The organism is Streptomyces sp. NPDC031064 (assembly GCF_055570965.1).
Genome location: NZ_JBVIGF010000001.1, coordinates 1,074,326 through 1,088,585, shown reverse-complemented (window position 1 = coordinate 1,088,585; position 14,260 = coordinate 1,074,326). Strand labels below are relative to the sequence as shown.

The 14,260-nt window shown below is 72.9% G+C and carries 11 protein-coding genes and 1 pseudogene; 8 read left to right on the top strand and 4 right to left on the bottom strand.

Translation table 11 applies throughout. From position 1 onward, the window contains the following. Window positions 1-6: 6 nt before the first annotated feature. Together ACZ46W_RS04625 and ACZ46W_RS04620 are read right to left on the bottom strand one after the other, a co-directional pair. Window positions 7-1,449, bottom strand: coding sequence for a hypothetical protein (locus tag ACZ46W_RS04625; RefSeq protein WP_468331205.1), 1,443 nt, complete (start codon window positions 1,447-1,449; stop codon window positions 7-9). Between the two features lie 36 nt (window positions 1,450-1,485). Then, window positions 1,486-2,247: a hypothetical protein gene (locus tag ACZ46W_RS04620; protein WP_468331203.1), complete on the bottom strand. Its 762-nt coding sequence runs from the start codon at window positions 2,245-2,247 to the stop codon at window positions 1,486-1,488. 587 nt (window positions 2,248-2,834) lie between these two features. Between ACZ46W_RS04620 and ACZ46W_RS04615 the strand changes: the two genes are divergently transcribed. The 4 genes and pseudogenes from ACZ46W_RS04615 to ACZ46W_RS04600 all read left to right on the top strand — a co-directional run bounded on the left by ACZ46W_RS04615 (window position 2,835) and on the right by ACZ46W_RS04600 (window position 5,578). After that, entirely contained in the window at window positions 2,835-2,945 is a 111-nt protein-coding gene (locus ACZ46W_RS04615) for a keywimysin-related RiPP (protein WP_327222643.1), read from the top strand. A 28-nt stretch (window positions 2,946-2,973) separates the two neighbouring features. After that, window positions 2,974-4,794 (top strand): annotated as a pseudogene (locus ACZ46W_RS04610) (lasso peptide isopeptide bond-forming cyclase); the annotation flags it as partial. A gap of 41 nt (window positions 4,795-4,835) precedes the next feature. Then, window positions 4,836-5,090: a lasso peptide biosynthesis PqqD family chaperone gene (locus ACZ46W_RS04605; RefSeq protein WP_468331200.1), complete on the top strand. Its 255-nt coding sequence runs from the start codon at window positions 4,836-4,838 to the stop codon at window positions 5,088-5,090. Beyond that, window positions 5,087-5,578 carry a lasso peptide biosynthesis B2 protein gene (locus ACZ46W_RS04600; protein ID WP_468331197.1) on the top strand — a complete coding sequence of 164 codons (492 nt, stop codon included), beginning with the start codon at window positions 5,087-5,089 and terminating at the stop codon, window positions 5,576-5,578. Before ACZ46W_RS04605 ends, ACZ46W_RS04600 begins: the two co-directional genes overlap by 4 nt. Here the strand turns inward: ACZ46W_RS04600 and ACZ46W_RS04595 are convergent. Together ACZ46W_RS04595 and ACZ46W_RS04590 are read right to left on the bottom strand one after the other, a co-directional pair. Continuing rightward, window positions 5,562-6,530: a pentapeptide repeat-containing protein gene (locus ACZ46W_RS04595; protein ID WP_468331194.1), complete on the bottom strand. Its 969-nt coding sequence runs from the start codon at window positions 6,528-6,530 to the stop codon at window positions 5,562-5,564. The two genes, ACZ46W_RS04600 and ACZ46W_RS04595, sit on opposite strands and share 17 nt — an antisense overlap. Window positions 6,531-6,571: 41 nt before the next feature. Further along, the gene (locus tag ACZ46W_RS04590) at window positions 6,572-8,281 is read right to left on the bottom strand and encodes a PucR family transcriptional regulator (RefSeq protein WP_468331191.1); all 1,710 of its coding nucleotides are present in this window, start codon (window positions 8,279-8,281) and stop codon (window positions 6,572-6,574) included. Between the two features lie 356 nt (window positions 8,282-8,637). Between ACZ46W_RS04590 and ACZ46W_RS04585 the strand changes: the two genes are divergently transcribed. The 4 genes from ACZ46W_RS04585 to ACZ46W_RS04570 all read left to right on the top strand — a co-directional run bounded on the left by ACZ46W_RS04585 (window position 8,638) and on the right by ACZ46W_RS04570 (window position 14,241). Then, entirely contained in the window at window positions 8,638-9,528 is an 891-nt protein-coding gene (locus tag ACZ46W_RS04585; protein WP_468331188.1) for an FAD binding domain-containing protein, read from the top strand. 2 nt (window positions 9,529-9,530) lie between these two features. Next, the gene (locus ACZ46W_RS04580) at window positions 9,531-10,136 is read left to right on the top strand and encodes a (2Fe-2S)-binding protein (protein WP_468331185.1); all 606 of its coding nucleotides are present in this window, start codon (window positions 9,531-9,533) and stop codon (window positions 10,134-10,136) included. A 2-nt stretch (window positions 10,137-10,138) separates the two neighbouring features. Then, the gene (gene pucD / locus ACZ46W_RS04575; protein ID WP_468331181.1) at window positions 10,139-12,547 is read left to right on the top strand and encodes a xanthine dehydrogenase subunit D; all 2,409 of its coding nucleotides are present in this window, start codon (window positions 10,139-10,141) and stop codon (window positions 12,545-12,547) included. 251 nt (window positions 12,548-12,798) lie between these two features. After that, window positions 12,799-14,241, top strand: a complete 1,443-nt coding sequence (locus tag ACZ46W_RS04570; RefSeq protein ID WP_468331179.1) for an NCS2 family permease — start codon at window positions 12,799-12,801, stop codon at window positions 14,239-14,241. Window positions 14,242-14,260 lie beyond the last annotated feature (19 nt).

Genomic DNA, 14,260 nt, shown 5'->3' with positions numbered 1-14,260 from the left:
GACCCCTCACCCGGCGTTCTTCGGTATCGCCGCGACCAGGCGCCCGGCCGCCGTGAAATGGAGCCGGTCCAGGCAGTCGGCGCCGAAGCGCCACTTGTCCGAGCGGTAGAAGCACAGGTCGGTCGGGATGGGGGAGTCGCGCAGGTCGGCGACGTGCGTACCCGGCGGCAGGCCGGTCAGGCCGGCGCGCAGCGGGTCGGACGAGCCGGACCACTCCTCGACGGGTACGGGCCGTGTCCAGGGCTCGCCGGTGTTCGGCGTGAACCAGTCGGTGGCGGTGCGGACACGGCGGGCGACGTCGTCCGTGGCGGCCGCCTCACGGGCGACGCGCGCGACCGTCAGCAGGAGGTGGGGCAACGACTCGGCGAGCAGGGACAGCTCCGGGTCCTGGACGAGCTGGTGGTCGATGGGGACGGAGACGACGTACCCCCACTCGCCGGTGTCCGGGTCGATACGGATCTGCGCGAGCGCCGTACTGTGGGGGCGCTCCACGCGGGCGACCGGCCAGTAGGTGCCGTCGCCGCCCAGCATGCGGTGCACCTCGGGGTCGACGGCGTGCTCCGGCGCTCCCGGCAGCAGCCGCAGCGGCGGCAGGCCCGCCAGCCGTACGCCGCCGATCTCGCGCAGCACGGTGCGGATGTCCTCCGGTACGGGCACCGCCCAGGTGTCCATCTCCGCGTCGTCGCAGCCCGCTTCGAGCGTCACGTGCGCCGGGTGTTCCCCGGCCACGGCGCGCAGCTCGGCGACGGCGCGCCGGGCCGCGTCCGCCGGGACGCGGTGGCGCCGCACCGGGCGGTCCAGGAAGTCCCCGCTGGGGAGGCTGCGCAGCAGCAGCGCCCGGCCGCCGCCGACCAGCTCCCACTCCGTGTCGCTGCCGCCGGTGTCGGCGGTCTCGTAATCCAGGGAGTAGTACGGCTCCCACGCCACCCGGCACGGATACGCCGGCAGCGCCCGCAGGTCGACCACGTCGGTCAGCGAATCGCCCCCGTCGACCAGCGCGGCCAGCTCCGTGTCCGGGCCCTCGGCGACCTCGATCGACGGGACGGCGGCGACGGACGCCCGCGGGGCGGACCGCTCGGCGCCGAGGCCCAGCAGCCAGGACGTGAACGAGGGGGCCTCGACCACGAACTCGGTATCCTCGCCCCACCCCTGGGCCCGCAGCACGGGGCCCCAGTCCGCCCCGCCCACACCGACGACCACGGGCCCCTCGCCATGGGGGAGTTCACCGATCACCCAGGAGCCGTCCGCGAAGCCCCGCGGCCCGAACTCGTACCGGACGTCGCCCTGCCGTACGCCGCCGATCTCGCGCAGCACGGCGCGTACCGCCTCGGGCACCGCGACCGGCCACCGGTCGAGCTCGGCGTCGGGGACGCCGTCGAGGAGGTCGAGTCCCCGGGTGCGGAGGGCCGTTGTCGCCGCGCGTGCCTGGTCAAGGGTCGTGTCGCTCATGACACCCGATCATGGCAGAGCCCTCTGACAACGCCCTCAGGCGGCCGCCGTCGGCGCCAGCCGCGCGGCCAGCCAGGTCGGTACGCCGCCGAGCAGTTGGAACAGCCGCCGCGCCTCCGCGCGCAGCCGCGTCGCCTCGGGCTCCGGTTCGGTGTCCGCCAGGGCCGCGAGGGCCGGGGCCGTCCCCACGAGGTAGCCGAGCTCCTCGCGGAGCCGGAGGGATTCGGCGAAGCCGTGCCGCGCCTCCGCCAACTCGCCGTCGCGGAGCGCCAGTCCGCTGAGGTGCCGCCAGGTGGAGGAGAGCAGCAGGTCGTCGCCCTGGGCGGCGGCGCCCGCGTGGGCGCGGTGGTACGCCGCGCGGGCGGCCTGGGGGGAGTCGCCGAGGTTCTGGGCGAGCAGGCCGCGGCGGAAGTCCAGCAGCGGGCGGCCGGGCGCGGAGGGGGCGATGAGCGCCGCCGCCCGGCCGAGCGCCGCCCGCGCCTCGTCGGCCCGGTCCCGTACGCCCAGCAGGGTCGACGCGTAGGCGAGGTAGCCGCGCTCGCAGGCGGCCGCGCCCCGCTCCTCGTCCTCCTGGGCGATCGCCTCCGCCGAGCGCAGCGCGTCCTCCGCCTCGGCCCACCCCTGCTCGGTGTAGAGGCACCGCTCGATCAGCAGGGACGCGCGCTGGAGCGCGACGGCGGGGTCGTGCGCGCCGGGTACGAGGAGGGCGGCCGCGTCGCTCCAGCAGCCGCGTGAACGCAGCCGCCATACCGCGGTCTGGAGGGGATCGTCGCTTGCGGTCGTTCCGGAACCAGACATGGCGGTATGCGCCACATTGCCCTCCCCGAGCGCGCCATTGAGCTGTTGAGTCCGGAGAATCTCAGCACGGAACGGCACGCCCGGCCAAGAGGGTCAGGTGAATTGATTCACAATCAGTGGGCGCGCATCGGCCCGGAGTACGGGGCCGGGTGGCTCCCGGCGACCGCCGCCGTTCCCCGCGAAGATCCACACCAAGGGGTGACACCGCGACGGACCCCGTGACCGGGCCGCGTTCACGCCGGAGCGCGGCCCGCGACGGTGAAGCATGGGCCGGGCGCGTGCCGACGCGCGTTCGCGCCGGGCGGCGACGCCCCGGAATCCGGGACGCGCGACGCATGGGCGCCGCACGGGCCGCAAAACGTGCCGGTGGGAAGGTTTCTCCCGGGTCGAGGGCGAGGACGAGACCGTAGACCCCCTCCACGGTCACGGAGGTGACAATTCCGCTTTCGGCTGACGCCGGGCGGTACTTCATACAATATGAGCAGGCGACCCGCTGTTGCGGTGCCCCCGTGACCCGCGTCTACCTTCCGAACCAAGGCCTCCCGTCCATGTCGGGGCGGGTGGTGAACCGAACAGAAGGAGACGTCATGAAGAAGGCCTACGAGGCACCGACGCTCGTCCGACTGGGGTCCTTCCGGAAGAAGACCGGCCTCCTCCAGAGCTCGGGCAACGACCGCCTGGTCCTGAGCAAGAACTGACGGCCGACGGCTCGATCCGTCCGACGTCATGACGCCCACGCACACGAGTGCGGGCCCGGGCCCCGGCGACGCGCACTTCGCGGTCTTTCCCGACCGCGAGGACGCGGCCGCCGTGGCCCGGTTCTTCGCCCGCCCGGGCACCCGGTCGCTGCCCCACCCCTCGGGGCGCCCCTGGCTGGTCGGCCACTGGCACGACGACGACATCGTGACCGCCCGCGCCGGCTCCACCTCCCTCGCCGTCGTCGGGTGCTCCTCGCTCGACGCGGCCCGACTGCGGCGTCACGCCGCCCGCCTGCGGGACCTCGCCCAACTCGACGCCCTGGCCCGCACGCTGCCGGGCAGTTGCCACCTGCTGGCCGCCGCCGACGGCCGGCTCCGCGCGCAGGGCACCGCGTCGGGGCTCCGGCTGGTCTTCCACGCCCGGATCGGCGGCGTGACCGTGGCCGCCACCCGCGCCGACGTCCTCGCCGCCGCACTGGGCCGCGAACCGGACGAGGAACAACTGGCCGTCCGGCTCCTGTGGCCGGTTCCCCACCCGCTCGGCGAGGCGCCGATGTGGCGCGGCGTCACCGCCGTGGCCCCGCAGGACGCGCTGATCGTGGCGGAGGACGGGCACACCGTACGCCACACCCGCTGGTGGACCCCGCCCGAGCCGACGCGGCCGCTCGCCGACGGGGCACCGCTGGTGCGCGAGGCCCTCGTGGAGTCCGTCGCGGTCCGCACCCGCCGGGGCGGCGTGGTCAGTTGCGACCTGTCGGGAGGTCTGGACTCCACCAGCGTCTGCTTCCTGGCCGACCGCTCACCCGCCCGGGTGGTGGCCAGCACCTGGCCGGGACGCGACCCCGCCGACACCGACCTGCACTGGGCCACGCTGGCCGCACGGTCCCTGCCGGACGTGGAGCACGTCGTGTGGGACGCCGACGCCTCCCCGCTCGTCTACACCGACCTCCTCGCCATCGACGACCTGCTGGACGAACCGACCATCGGCGTCATGGACCGCTCACGGGTCCTGCACCACCTGCCGGCCATGGCCGAGCGGGGCAGCCGGCTGCACCTGACGGGCATCGGCGGCGACCACGTGGCCTGGTGCTCCGAGGCGTACTACCACCGACTGGCCCGCACCCGCCCGCTGTTCGCGCTGCGGCAACTGCGCGGCTTCCGGGCCCTGTGGCAGTGGCCGCTCGGCGGCACGCTCCGCGCCCTGGCCGACTCCCGCCCGTACGGGAGCTGGCTGGCCGACGCGGGCGCGCACCTGCGCGACCCGGTGCCCGCGACCGTCAGCACCAGCCTCGGCTGGGGCATGCCCCCGCGCCTCTTCGACTGGGTGACCCCCGACGCCGCGCGGATGGCGCGGCAGGCGCTGGACCGGGCCGCCGCGCACGCCGTCCCGCACCACCCCGACCGCGGCCTGCACGCCGACCTCGAACAGATCCGCTCCTGCACCCGCATCATCCGGCAGTGGGACCGCATGGCCGCCCGCACCGGCGTCCCGATGGCCTCGCCCTTCCTCGACGACCGGGTCATCGAGGCGTGCCTCGCGGTCCGCCCCGCCGAACGCGTCACCCCCTGGGCGTACAAGCCGCTCCTCACCGCGGCCATGCGCGGGATCGTGCCCGACGCGTGCCTGCGGCGCACCAACAAGGCCGCCGCCTCCATGGACGCCGCCGACGGGCTGCGCGCGCACCGCGCCGACCTGCTGGCGCTGTGGGAGGACTCGCACCTCGAACGGCTCGGCCTAGTGGACGGCGCCGCCCTGCGCCGCCTCGCCCAGCGGCCGTCCACGCCCGGACTGCGCGACGCCATCCTCTACTCGACGATCGCCTGCGAGGTGTGGCTGCGCGGCCTGGCGCGCCGGACGGCCCCCTCACCCGTACCGGAAGGGAAGTCACCATGGCACTGCGTTTCGGAGCCGACGTCTCCACCGCCGAAACCGGCTACGGCACGGTCCTCCTCGACCAACGCCGGGGACAGTACTGGGAGCTGAACCCCGCCGGCACACTGATCGTCCGCGTCCTGATGGCGGGCGGCGACGAAGCGGCCGCCGCCGACGCGCTGGTCGGGGAGTACGACATCGACCGGGCGAGGGCCGAGGAGGACGTCGCCGCCCTGGTGGCCGAACTGCGCACCTCGGGGCTGGCCGCATGACCACCCCGAGCGCCCTGGACATCCCCGTGGGAGTGCCCTTCTCCCGCCAACTGGCCGCCCGGCTGGTCCTGGTGCCCGCCGTCGCGCTGTCACTGCTGCCGCCGCACCGCATCCGGGCCGTGCTGAAGGTGGTCCGGCGCGGTGCCCGGCCCGCCACCGCGGCCCGCGCCCAGGCCGCCCGCGACGCCCTGTGCGCGGTGAGCCTGCGGTGCGCCGGGCCGCGCGGGTGCCTGCCCCGCTCGCTGGGCGCCGCGCTGCTGTGCCGGCTGACCGGCACCTGGCCCACCTGGTGCACGGGGGTGAGCGTGGTGCCGCCCTTCAACGCCCACGCCTGGATCGAGGCGGACGGGCGGCCCATCGGGGAACCGATGCCCGACGGCTACTTCGCGACGCTGCTCGCGGTGGGGCCCGCCGCGTCACGGCGTGCGGCGCCGGGGCCCACGACGTCGGAGCCTCCTACGACGTCGGGGCCTACGGCGCAGACGTAGTCGCCGTCCAGTGCGCCGGGCGGTCCAGGCGCTCGGGCAGCACCGTGCGGGCGTCACCGCGCGCGGCGTTGAGCTGCGGCTGGGTGAGGAACAGCGCGCCGGTGAGGTCCGCGCCCGCGAGCCGCGCGTCGCGGAGGTCGGCCCCGAGGAGGTCGGCCTCGCGCAGGTCGGCGCCGGTGAGGTCGGCCGCGATCAGGTACGCGCCGCGCAGGCTCGCGCCCCGCAGGTCGGCGCCCTTGAGCCGGGCGCCCATGAGGTCGGCGCCCCGGCGGTTCTTCTTCCGCCCGAGGGCGCCGGGGACGCCCGAGCGGGCCAGCTCGCCCGCCCGCGACAGCAGGTCGCCCACGACCCGGCGGTGCGCGTCCAGGTCCAGCGCGGTGAGCTCCTCGGGCGGGAGGAACGTGAGCCGCTCGGTCTCGGCGAGGAGGCGCCGGGCCTCCCCGTGCAGCCGGCGCGCGGGCTCCAGCGCCAGCACCTCGGTGAGGTACGCGAGCAGCTCGTGCAACTGCCGTACGACCGGGAACGCGGCGAACATCCGCTGCGCCGTGTCCCGGTCCCGCCGCCAGTCGAGGCCGCCGAAGGTGACCTGCGAGACCTTCTGACCGGCGCCGAAGCAGTCGTACACCGTGCAGCCGGAGTACCCCCGGTCGCGCAGCCGCTCATGGATCCCGCACCGGAAGTCGGCGGCCAGGTTCCCGCACGGCGTGCCGGCGGGCTTGTCGGCGGCGAAGTCCGCCGACGCGGCGAAGGGCAGCGCCACGCAGCACAGACCGAAACAGTTCGCACAGTCGCCGCGGAGGTCGTCCGCGCCGGCACCCGGCCGGGCGTCGGGGCCGGCATCCGGCCGGTCGTCCGCGCCGGCACCCGGCCGGGCGTCGGGGCGGGCACCCGGCCGGCCGTCGGGGTGGGGCTTCGGCCGGGCGTCCGCCCCCGTGTCCGTTCGTCCGGACATCGTGTCGTGTACCGCTTTCTCTCGGTCGTGGTGACGTTACGTCAGGACATCCGCAGCGCCAGGAAGAAATCCAGCTTGTCCTCCAGCCGCGACAGGTCGCGTCCCGTGAGCTGCTCGATGCGGCCCACCCGGTAGCGCAGGGTGTTCACGTGCAGGTGCAGGCGGCTGGCGCAGCGGGTCCAGGAGCCGTCGCAGTCGAGGAAGGCCTCCAGCGTCGGGATCAGCTCCGCCCGGTGGCGCCGGTCGTAGTCGCGCAGCGGGTCCAGCAGCCGGGCCGTGAACGCCCGCCGCACGTCGTCCGGCACGAACGGCAGCAGCAGCACGTGCGAGGCCAGCTCGTGGTGGCCCGCCGCGCACACCCGGCCCGGCCGCGCCGCCGCCACGCGCCGGGCGTGCCGGGCCTCCTCCAGGGCGCCGCGCAGTCCGTCGGCCGAGTGCACGGCGGCGCTCACGCCCAGGGTGAGGCGCCCGTCGCCGTCGAGGCCCGCCGACAGGGGCGCCCGTACGGCGGCGAGCAGGGCGTCGGCGTGCAGTCCGTCGCCGCCGGCGGGGCCCGCCTCGCCCTCCTCCTCCGGCTCCGACGGGCCGGGCACCGCCGGGAGCGGCACCAGGGCGATGGCCTCGTCCCCGGTGTGGGCCACCGCGATGCGGTCGGCCGAGTCGGGGCCGGCCGTCGACGGGTCGACCAGGATCTCCTCCAGCAGCGACTGGGCGACCGGCCCGGCCTCGATGCCCGGCGCGCCCGTACCGCCCTCGCCCCACTCGACCCGGGCCACCACGACCTGCCAGTGCGGCGCGGTGCCGAGCCCCGGCAGCAGCACCGGCGCGGCCACCCTCAGCCGCGCGGCGATCTCGGCCGGGGCGGCACCCGTCTGGACCAGCTCCAGGACCTCCTGGGCCAGGCGCCGCCGTACCGTACGCGCCGCGTCGCGCCGGTCCCGCTCCACGGCGATGAGCTGGGTGACGCCCTGGAGCAGGTCCAGCCGGGCAGCCGGCCAGTCGCCGGCGTCCGCCTCGACGGCCAGCAGCCAGTCGGACAGCACCGTCTCGCGCACGTCCCGGGAGGCCGGGGCGGCACCGCGCCCGGTGTTACGGATCGGGAAGAGCGAGTACGTCGTTCCGCCCGCGACCGCCCGGTGCGGACCGCGCCGCCCGGTGCGGGTGGCGGCCAGGTGCTCACCGGCGAGGATGGCGCCGACGTCCGCGGGCAACGGTGTCCCGGCACCTGCGATCTGACGTCCCGTCGGTGACAACACCCAAGCGCGAAGGTCCAGGTCGGAGCCGAGCAGGTCGAGAACGACCTCCGGGCCGCCGCCCGCCGGGCCGGAGGTCATCAGCCTCCTGTGGCGATCGACGACAGCCGCGAGATCACCGGCCCGCTCACCCGACACCTGTCGAACAACATGCTCGGTGATCGTTGCGAACGCAACGGATTCGTTCACTGCGAACAGTGGGAGGCGATGGCGCAAACACGCCTGAACCAGATCGTCGGGGATCGAACCCAGTTCCGCCTCACCGGCCGCCAGGCCCGCCACCCCCGCGCTCGCGAGGATCCGGACGAAGCGCTCGGAGTCCGCCGCGTCCCGCCGCCAGGCGAGGCCGGTGAGCACCAGCTCGCCGCCGGAGAGGTACCTGCTGGGGTCCTGGAGGTCCGTCGTCATCACGCCGCGGACCGTGCGGTCCAGCTCGTCCTCGCCGCCGAGCAGCCGCAGCCCCAGCGCATCGGTTTCCAGCAGTGCGCGCAGCCGCATGTGATCGCCGCCGATCTGTCTCGTGGGTGTCTCGTTGTTGCCGGTGACCCGTGGCCACCGTTTCCGGGGGGAAACGGAGAGGTTACTGCTCCTCGCCTTTCGTTCGAATCTACAAGACGAGGAGGGCGGCCAGCCAACTCCTTCATGGTTTCGGTGACTGCACCGGGCGGAGCACCGCTGGGTGTACTGGGGCCACAACGCGTTAACAGCACATGAACATGAAGACGAAGACGTGGGCCGGCCGTCCCCCGAGCCCCAGCGAACCACTTGATCACACGGAACCCGGAACACGTCGATCACCAGGATCACGGACCGCCGGGCCTCTGATCACCGGATCACGTAGAAGAGAGCCACTCATGGACTTCCTTCGCCCCGCAAGCTGGGAGGAGGCGCTCGCCGCCAAGGCCGAGCACCCCACGGCTGTGCCCATCGCGGGTGGCACCGATGTCATGGTCGAGATCAACTTCGACCACCGGCGGCCCGAGTACCTGCTGGACCTGAACCGCATCGAGCTGCTCGGCGAGTGGGAGATCGGCGAGGAGAACGTCCGGCTGGGCGCCTCCGTCCCGTACACCCAGATCATGGAGCACCTCCGGGCCGAGCTGCCCGGCCTGGCGCTCGCCTCGCACACCGTGGCCTCGCCGCAGATCCGCAACCGCGGCGGTGTCGGCGGCAACCTGGGCACGGCGTCCCCGGCCGGCGACGCGCACCCCGCCCTCCTGGCGGCGGGTGCCGAGGTGGAGGTGGAGTCCGTGCGCGGCTCCCGCTTCATCCCGATCGACGAGTTCTACACCGGCGTCAAGCGCAACGCGCTCGCTCCGGACGAGCTCATCAAGACGGTCCACATCAAGAAGGCGGACGGGCCGCAGCAGTACTCCAAGGTGGGTACCCGCAACGCGATGGTGATCGCGGTGTGCGCGTTCGGTCTGGCGCTGCACCCGGAGACCCGGACCGTGCGGACCGGTATCGGCTCGGCCGCCCCCACGCCCGTACGGGCGAAGGAGGCCGAGGACTTCCTGAACGCCGCGCTCGAAGAGGGCGGGTTCTGGGACAGCGGCAAGATCATCACTCCCTCGATCGCCAAGCAGTTCGCGGAGCTCGCCTCCGGGGCCTGCAACCCGATCGACGACGTGCGGGGCACGGCCAAGTACCGCCGCCACGCCGTCGGCATCATGGCCCGCCGCACGCTCGGCTGGACCTGGGAGCAGTACCGCGGCACCGGCCGCACCCTTGAAGGAGCTGCATAACCATGCGCGTGAATTTCACGGTCAACGGACGTCCGCAGGAAGCCGACGACGTCTGGGAGGGTGAGTCCCTCCTCTACGTTCTGCGTGAGCGCCTGGGCCTGCCCGGCTCGAAGAACGCCTGCGAGCAGGGCGAGTGCGGCTCCTGTACGGTCCGCCTGGACGGCGTCCCGGTCTGCTCCTGCCTCGTGGCCGCCGGCCAGGTCGAGGGCCGCGAGGTCGTCACCGTCGAGGGCCTCGCCGACTACGCCAAGCAGCGTGCCGAGCACAGCGGCACGTGCGGCACCGGCGCGTGCGGCTCCTCCGGTACCTCGCTCCAGGACGCCCAGCAGTGGTCCGCCAAGGGCACCGACTCCCAGACCGGCGAGGGCACCGAGCTCTCCCCGATCCAGCAGGCCTTCATCGACGCGGGCGCCGTCCAGTGCGGTTTCTGCACCCCCGGCCTGCTGGTCGCGGCCGACGAGATGCTGGAGCGCAACCCCTCCCCGTCCGACGAGGACATCCGCGAGGCGCTCTCCGGCAACCTCTGCCGCTGCACCGGTTACGAGAAGATCCTGGACGCCGTCCGCCTCGCGGCCGCCCGTCAGGAACGTCAGGGAGAGGCGGTCTGACCATGTCCCAGAACACCCGAGTCGCCGCCGCCCCGGCCGGCACTCCCACCAAGGTCACCCAGGGTTCCCAGACGAAGGGCGGCATCGGTGAGTCGACGCTGCGCCCCGACGGCACCCTGAAGGTCACCGGCGAGTTCGCGTACTCCTCGGACATGTGGCACGAGGACATGCTGTGGGGGCAGATCCTGCGCTCCACCGTCGCCCACGCCGAGATCGTCTCCATCGACACCTCCGAGGCCCTCGCCCAGGCCGGCGTCTACGCCGTCCTGACCTACGAGGACCTGCCCACCGAGGTGAAGAACTACGGCCTGGAGATCGAGGACACCCCGGTCCTGGCCCACGGCCGGGTACGCCACCACGGTGAGCCGGTGGCCCTGGTCGCCGCCGACCACCCGGAGACCGCCCGCCGCGCGGCCGCGAAGATCAAGGTCGAGTACAAGGAGCTGCCCGTCGTCACCGACGAGGCCTCCGCGCTCGCCCCCGACGCGCCGATCCTGCACCCGGGCCGGGACGACCACCACGCCGGTCACGTCCCGCACCCGAACATCGTGCACCGCCAGCCGATCGTCCGCGGCAACGTGGAGGAGGCCCGCAAGCGCGCCGATGTGATCGTCGAGGGCGAGTACACCTTCGGCATGCAGGACCAGGCCTTCCTCGGCCCCGAGTCCGGCCTCGCGGTCCCCGCCGAGGACGGCGGTGTGGACCTGTACGTGGCCACCCAGTGGCTGCACTCCGACCTCCGCCAGATCGCCCCGGTCCTCGGCCTGCCCGAGGAGAAGGTCCGCATGACGCTCTCCGGCGTCGGCGGCGCCTTCGGCGGCCGCGAGGACCTGTCCATGCAGATCCACGCCTGCCTCCTGGCGCTCCGCACCGGCAAGCCGGTCAAGATCGTCTACAACCGGTTCGAGTCCTTCTTCGGGCACGTCCACCGGCACCCGGCGAAGCTGTACTACGAGCACGGCGCCACCAAGGACGGCAAGCTCACGCACATGAAGTGCAAGATCGTCCTGGACGGCGGCGCCTACGCCTCGGCCTCCCCGGCGGTCGTCGGCAACGCCTCCTCGCTCTCCGTCGGCCCGTACGTCATCGACGACGTCGACATCGAGGCCATCGCGCTCTACACGAACAACCCGCCGTGCGGCGCCATGCGCGGCTTCGGCGCGGTCCAGGCGTGCTTCGCGTACGAGGCCCAGATGGACAAGCTGGCCGCCAAACTGGGCATGGACCCGGTCGAGTTCCGTCAGCTCAACGCCATGGAACAGGGCACGCTCATGCCGACCGGCCAGCCGGTCGACTCGCCCGCCCCGGTCGCCGAGCTGCTGCGCCGGATCAAGGCGCGCCCGCTGCCGCCGGAGCGCCAGTGGGAGACCACCGCGGGCGCCGACGTCCGCGCGCTGCCCGGCGGCCTGTCCAACACCACCCACGGCGAGGGCGTCGTCCGGGGTGTCGGCTACGCGGTCGGCATCAAGAACGTCGGCTTCTCCGAGGGCTTCGACGACTACTCCACCGCCAAGGTGCGCATGGAGGTCATCAACGGTGAGGCGGTCGCCACCGTCCACACCGCGATGGCCGAGGTCGGCCAGGGCGGCATCACCGTCCACGCGCAGATCGCCCGCACGGAGCTGGGCGTCACCCAGGTGACGATCAACCCGGCCGACACCCAGGTCGGCTCGGCCGGCTCCACCTCCGCCTCCCGGCAGACGTACGTCACCGGTGGCGCGGTCAAGAACTCCTGCGAGCTCGTCCGCGAGAAGGTGCTGGAGATCGGCCGCCGCAAGTTCGGCACGTACCACCCCGCGTGGGCCACCGCCGAGCTGCTGCTCGAAGCCGGCAAGGTCGTCACCGACGGCGGCGAGGTCCTCGCCGACCTGGTGGACGTCCTGGAGGACGAGGTCGTCGAGATCGAGGCCGAGTGGCGGCACCGCCCGACCGAGGCCTTCGACCTGCGCACCGGCCAGGGCAACGGCCACGTCCAGTACTCCTTCGCCGCGCACCGCGCGGTGGTGGAGGTGGACACCGAGCTGGGTCTGGTCAAGGTCATCGAGCTGGCCTGCGCCCAGGACGTCGGCAAGGCCCTCAACCCGCTGTCCGTCGTCGGCCAGATCCAGGGTGGCACCACCCAGGGCCTGGGCGTGGCGGTCATGGAGGAGATCATCGTCGACCCCAAGACCGCGAAGGTGAAGAACCCCTCCTTCACGGACTACCTGATCCCCACCATCCTCGACACCCCGACCATCCCGGTCGACGTGCTCGAGCTCGCCGATGACCACGCGCCCTACGGTCTGCGCGGCATAGGAGAGGCCCCGACCCTGTCGTCCACCCCGGCCGTCCTCGCGGCGATCCGGAACGCGACGGGTCTGGAGCTCAACAAGACGCCGGTACGCCCCGAGCACCTCACCGGCACCCTGTAAGCCCTCCGGGCGGTGCGTGCCTCCCGGGAACGTCACACTTCCACCGCCCGCACCGCCCGGAGCATCCCCCCACCCGTCCCCAACCCCCCATAACCGCCCCCCACGAAGTACCGCAGTACCGCTCAACCCCGCTTCACCCCGTTCGTCTCGGGCCGTCCCCCGGGTCGTGCAGCCAACGCACCATCCCAAATCCCGCAGTCTTTTGCCCCACGGGCATGCGGGTGCCCCTTTGAACCTTGGGAGTAGGCACCATGACCCAGTCGTCAGTGGAGCCGAAGACCGTCGCCGAAGACGCGGGATCCGGTTCCCGTGTTCCCGCCGGACGGTCTTGGCTCGACCGGTACTTTCACATAACCCACAGAGGATCCACGGTCGCGCGTGAGGTGCGCGGCGGCATCACCACCTTCATGGCGATGGCCTACATCCTCTTGCTCAACCCGCTGCTCCTCGGCGGTCCGGACGCGGCCGGCGACAAGCTGAGCCAGCCCGCCCTCATCACCGCGACCGCCCTCGCGGCAGCGGTCACCACTCTGGCGATGGGTTTCATCGGCAAGGTCCCGCTCGCCCTCGCGGCGGGTCTGAGTGTCGCGGGCGTCATCTCCACCCAGGTGGCCCCGGAAATGACCTGGCCGCAGGCCATGGGCATGTGCGTCGTCTACGGCGCCGTGATCTGTCTGCTGGTCGTCACCGGTGTTCGTGAAGTCATCATGAACGCCATCCCGCTGGCGCTGAAGCACGGCATCACGATGGGCATCGGCCTCTTCATCGCGATGATCGGCTTCGTCAACGCGGGCTTCGTCGGCAAGGGCGAGGGCGGCGGTCCCGTCACCCTCGGTGTGGGCGGTTCGCTCACCGGCTGGCCGGTGGTGCTGTTCGCCGTCACGCTCCTGCTGATCTTCATGCTCCAGGCCCGCAAGGTGCCCGGGGCCATCCTCCTCGGCATCGTGGTCGGCACGATCATCTCCGTCGTCGCCACCGCGACCGGCCTCATCAGTGATGCGGAGTGGGGCGGCAAGGCGCCGATCCTGAACGGCAGCTTCGTCTCCATGCCGGACTTCTCGCTCTTCGGCCAAGTCGAATTCGGCGGCTGGGAGCAGCTCGGCTACACCACTGTCGGCATGATCGTCTTCACCCTGGTGCTGGCGGGCTTCTTCGACGCCATGGCGACCATCATCGCCGTCGGCCAGGAGGCCAAGCTCGCGGACGCCCAGGGCAAGATGCCCGGCCTCAACAAGGCCCTGTTCATCGACGGCGCCGGCGGCGCGATCGGCGGCGCGGCCGGAGCCTCGGGCCAGACCGTCTTCATCGAGTCCGCCACGGGCGTCGGCGAAGGCGCGCGTACGGGCCTGTCGGCCTCGGTCACCGGTCTGTTCTTCGCCGCGTGTCTGTTCTTCACCCCGCTCACCCAGCTCGTGCCGGGGCAGGTGGCCTCCGCCGCCCTGGTCGTCATCGGCGCGATGATGCTCCAGAACGCCCGGCACGTGGACTGGACCGACTGGTCCGTCGCCGTCCCCGTCTTCCTGACGGTCGTGCTGATGCCGTTCACGTACACCATCACCACCGGTGTCGCCGCGGGTGTCATCGCGTACTGCGCCATCAAGGCCGCGCAGGGCAAGTGGCGCGAACCGAGCATCCTCATGTGGGTGCTGTCCGCGGTGTTCATCTTCTACTTCGCCACGGGTACCGCGCACTGACGGGACCCCCTCACACATC

Coding starts and splice junctions, on each gene's coding strand:
- ACZ46W_RS04615 (WP_327222643.1), top strand. CDS start 2,835: ATGAAGAAGGCCTACGAGGCACCGACGCTCGTCCGACTGGGGTCCTTC.
- pucD (WP_468331181.1), top strand. CDS start 10,139: ATGTCCCAGAACACCCGAGTCGCCGCCGCCCCGGCCGGCACTCCCACC.
- ACZ46W_RS04600 (WP_468331197.1), top strand. CDS start 5,087: ATGACCACCCCGAGCGCCCTGGACATCCCCGTGGGAGTGCCCTTCTCC.
- ACZ46W_RS04590 (WP_468331191.1), bottom strand. CDS start 8,281: ATGCGGCTGCGCGCACTGCTGGAAACCGATGCGCTGGGGCTGCGGCTG.
- ACZ46W_RS04580 (WP_468331185.1), top strand. CDS start 9,531: ATGCGCGTGAATTTCACGGTCAACGGACGTCCGCAGGAAGCCGACGAC.
- ACZ46W_RS04570 (WP_468331179.1), top strand. CDS start 12,799: ATGACCCAGTCGTCAGTGGAGCCGAAGACCGTCGCCGAAGACGCGGGA.
- ACZ46W_RS04605 (WP_468331200.1), top strand. CDS start 4,836: ATGGCACTGCGTTTCGGAGCCGACGTCTCCACCGCCGAAACCGGCTAC.
- ACZ46W_RS04595 (WP_468331194.1), bottom strand. CDS start 6,530: ATGTCCGGACGAACGGACACGGGGGCGGACGCCCGGCCGAAGCCCCAC.
- ACZ46W_RS04620 (WP_468331203.1), bottom strand. CDS start 2,247: ATGTCTGGTTCCGGAACGACCGCAAGCGACGATCCCCTCCAGACCGCG.
- ACZ46W_RS04585 (WP_468331188.1), top strand. CDS start 8,638: ATGGACTTCCTTCGCCCCGCAAGCTGGGAGGAGGCGCTCGCCGCCAAG.
- ACZ46W_RS04625 (WP_468331205.1), bottom strand. CDS start 1,449: ATGAGCGACACGACCCTTGACCAGGCACGCGCGGCGACAACGGCCCTC.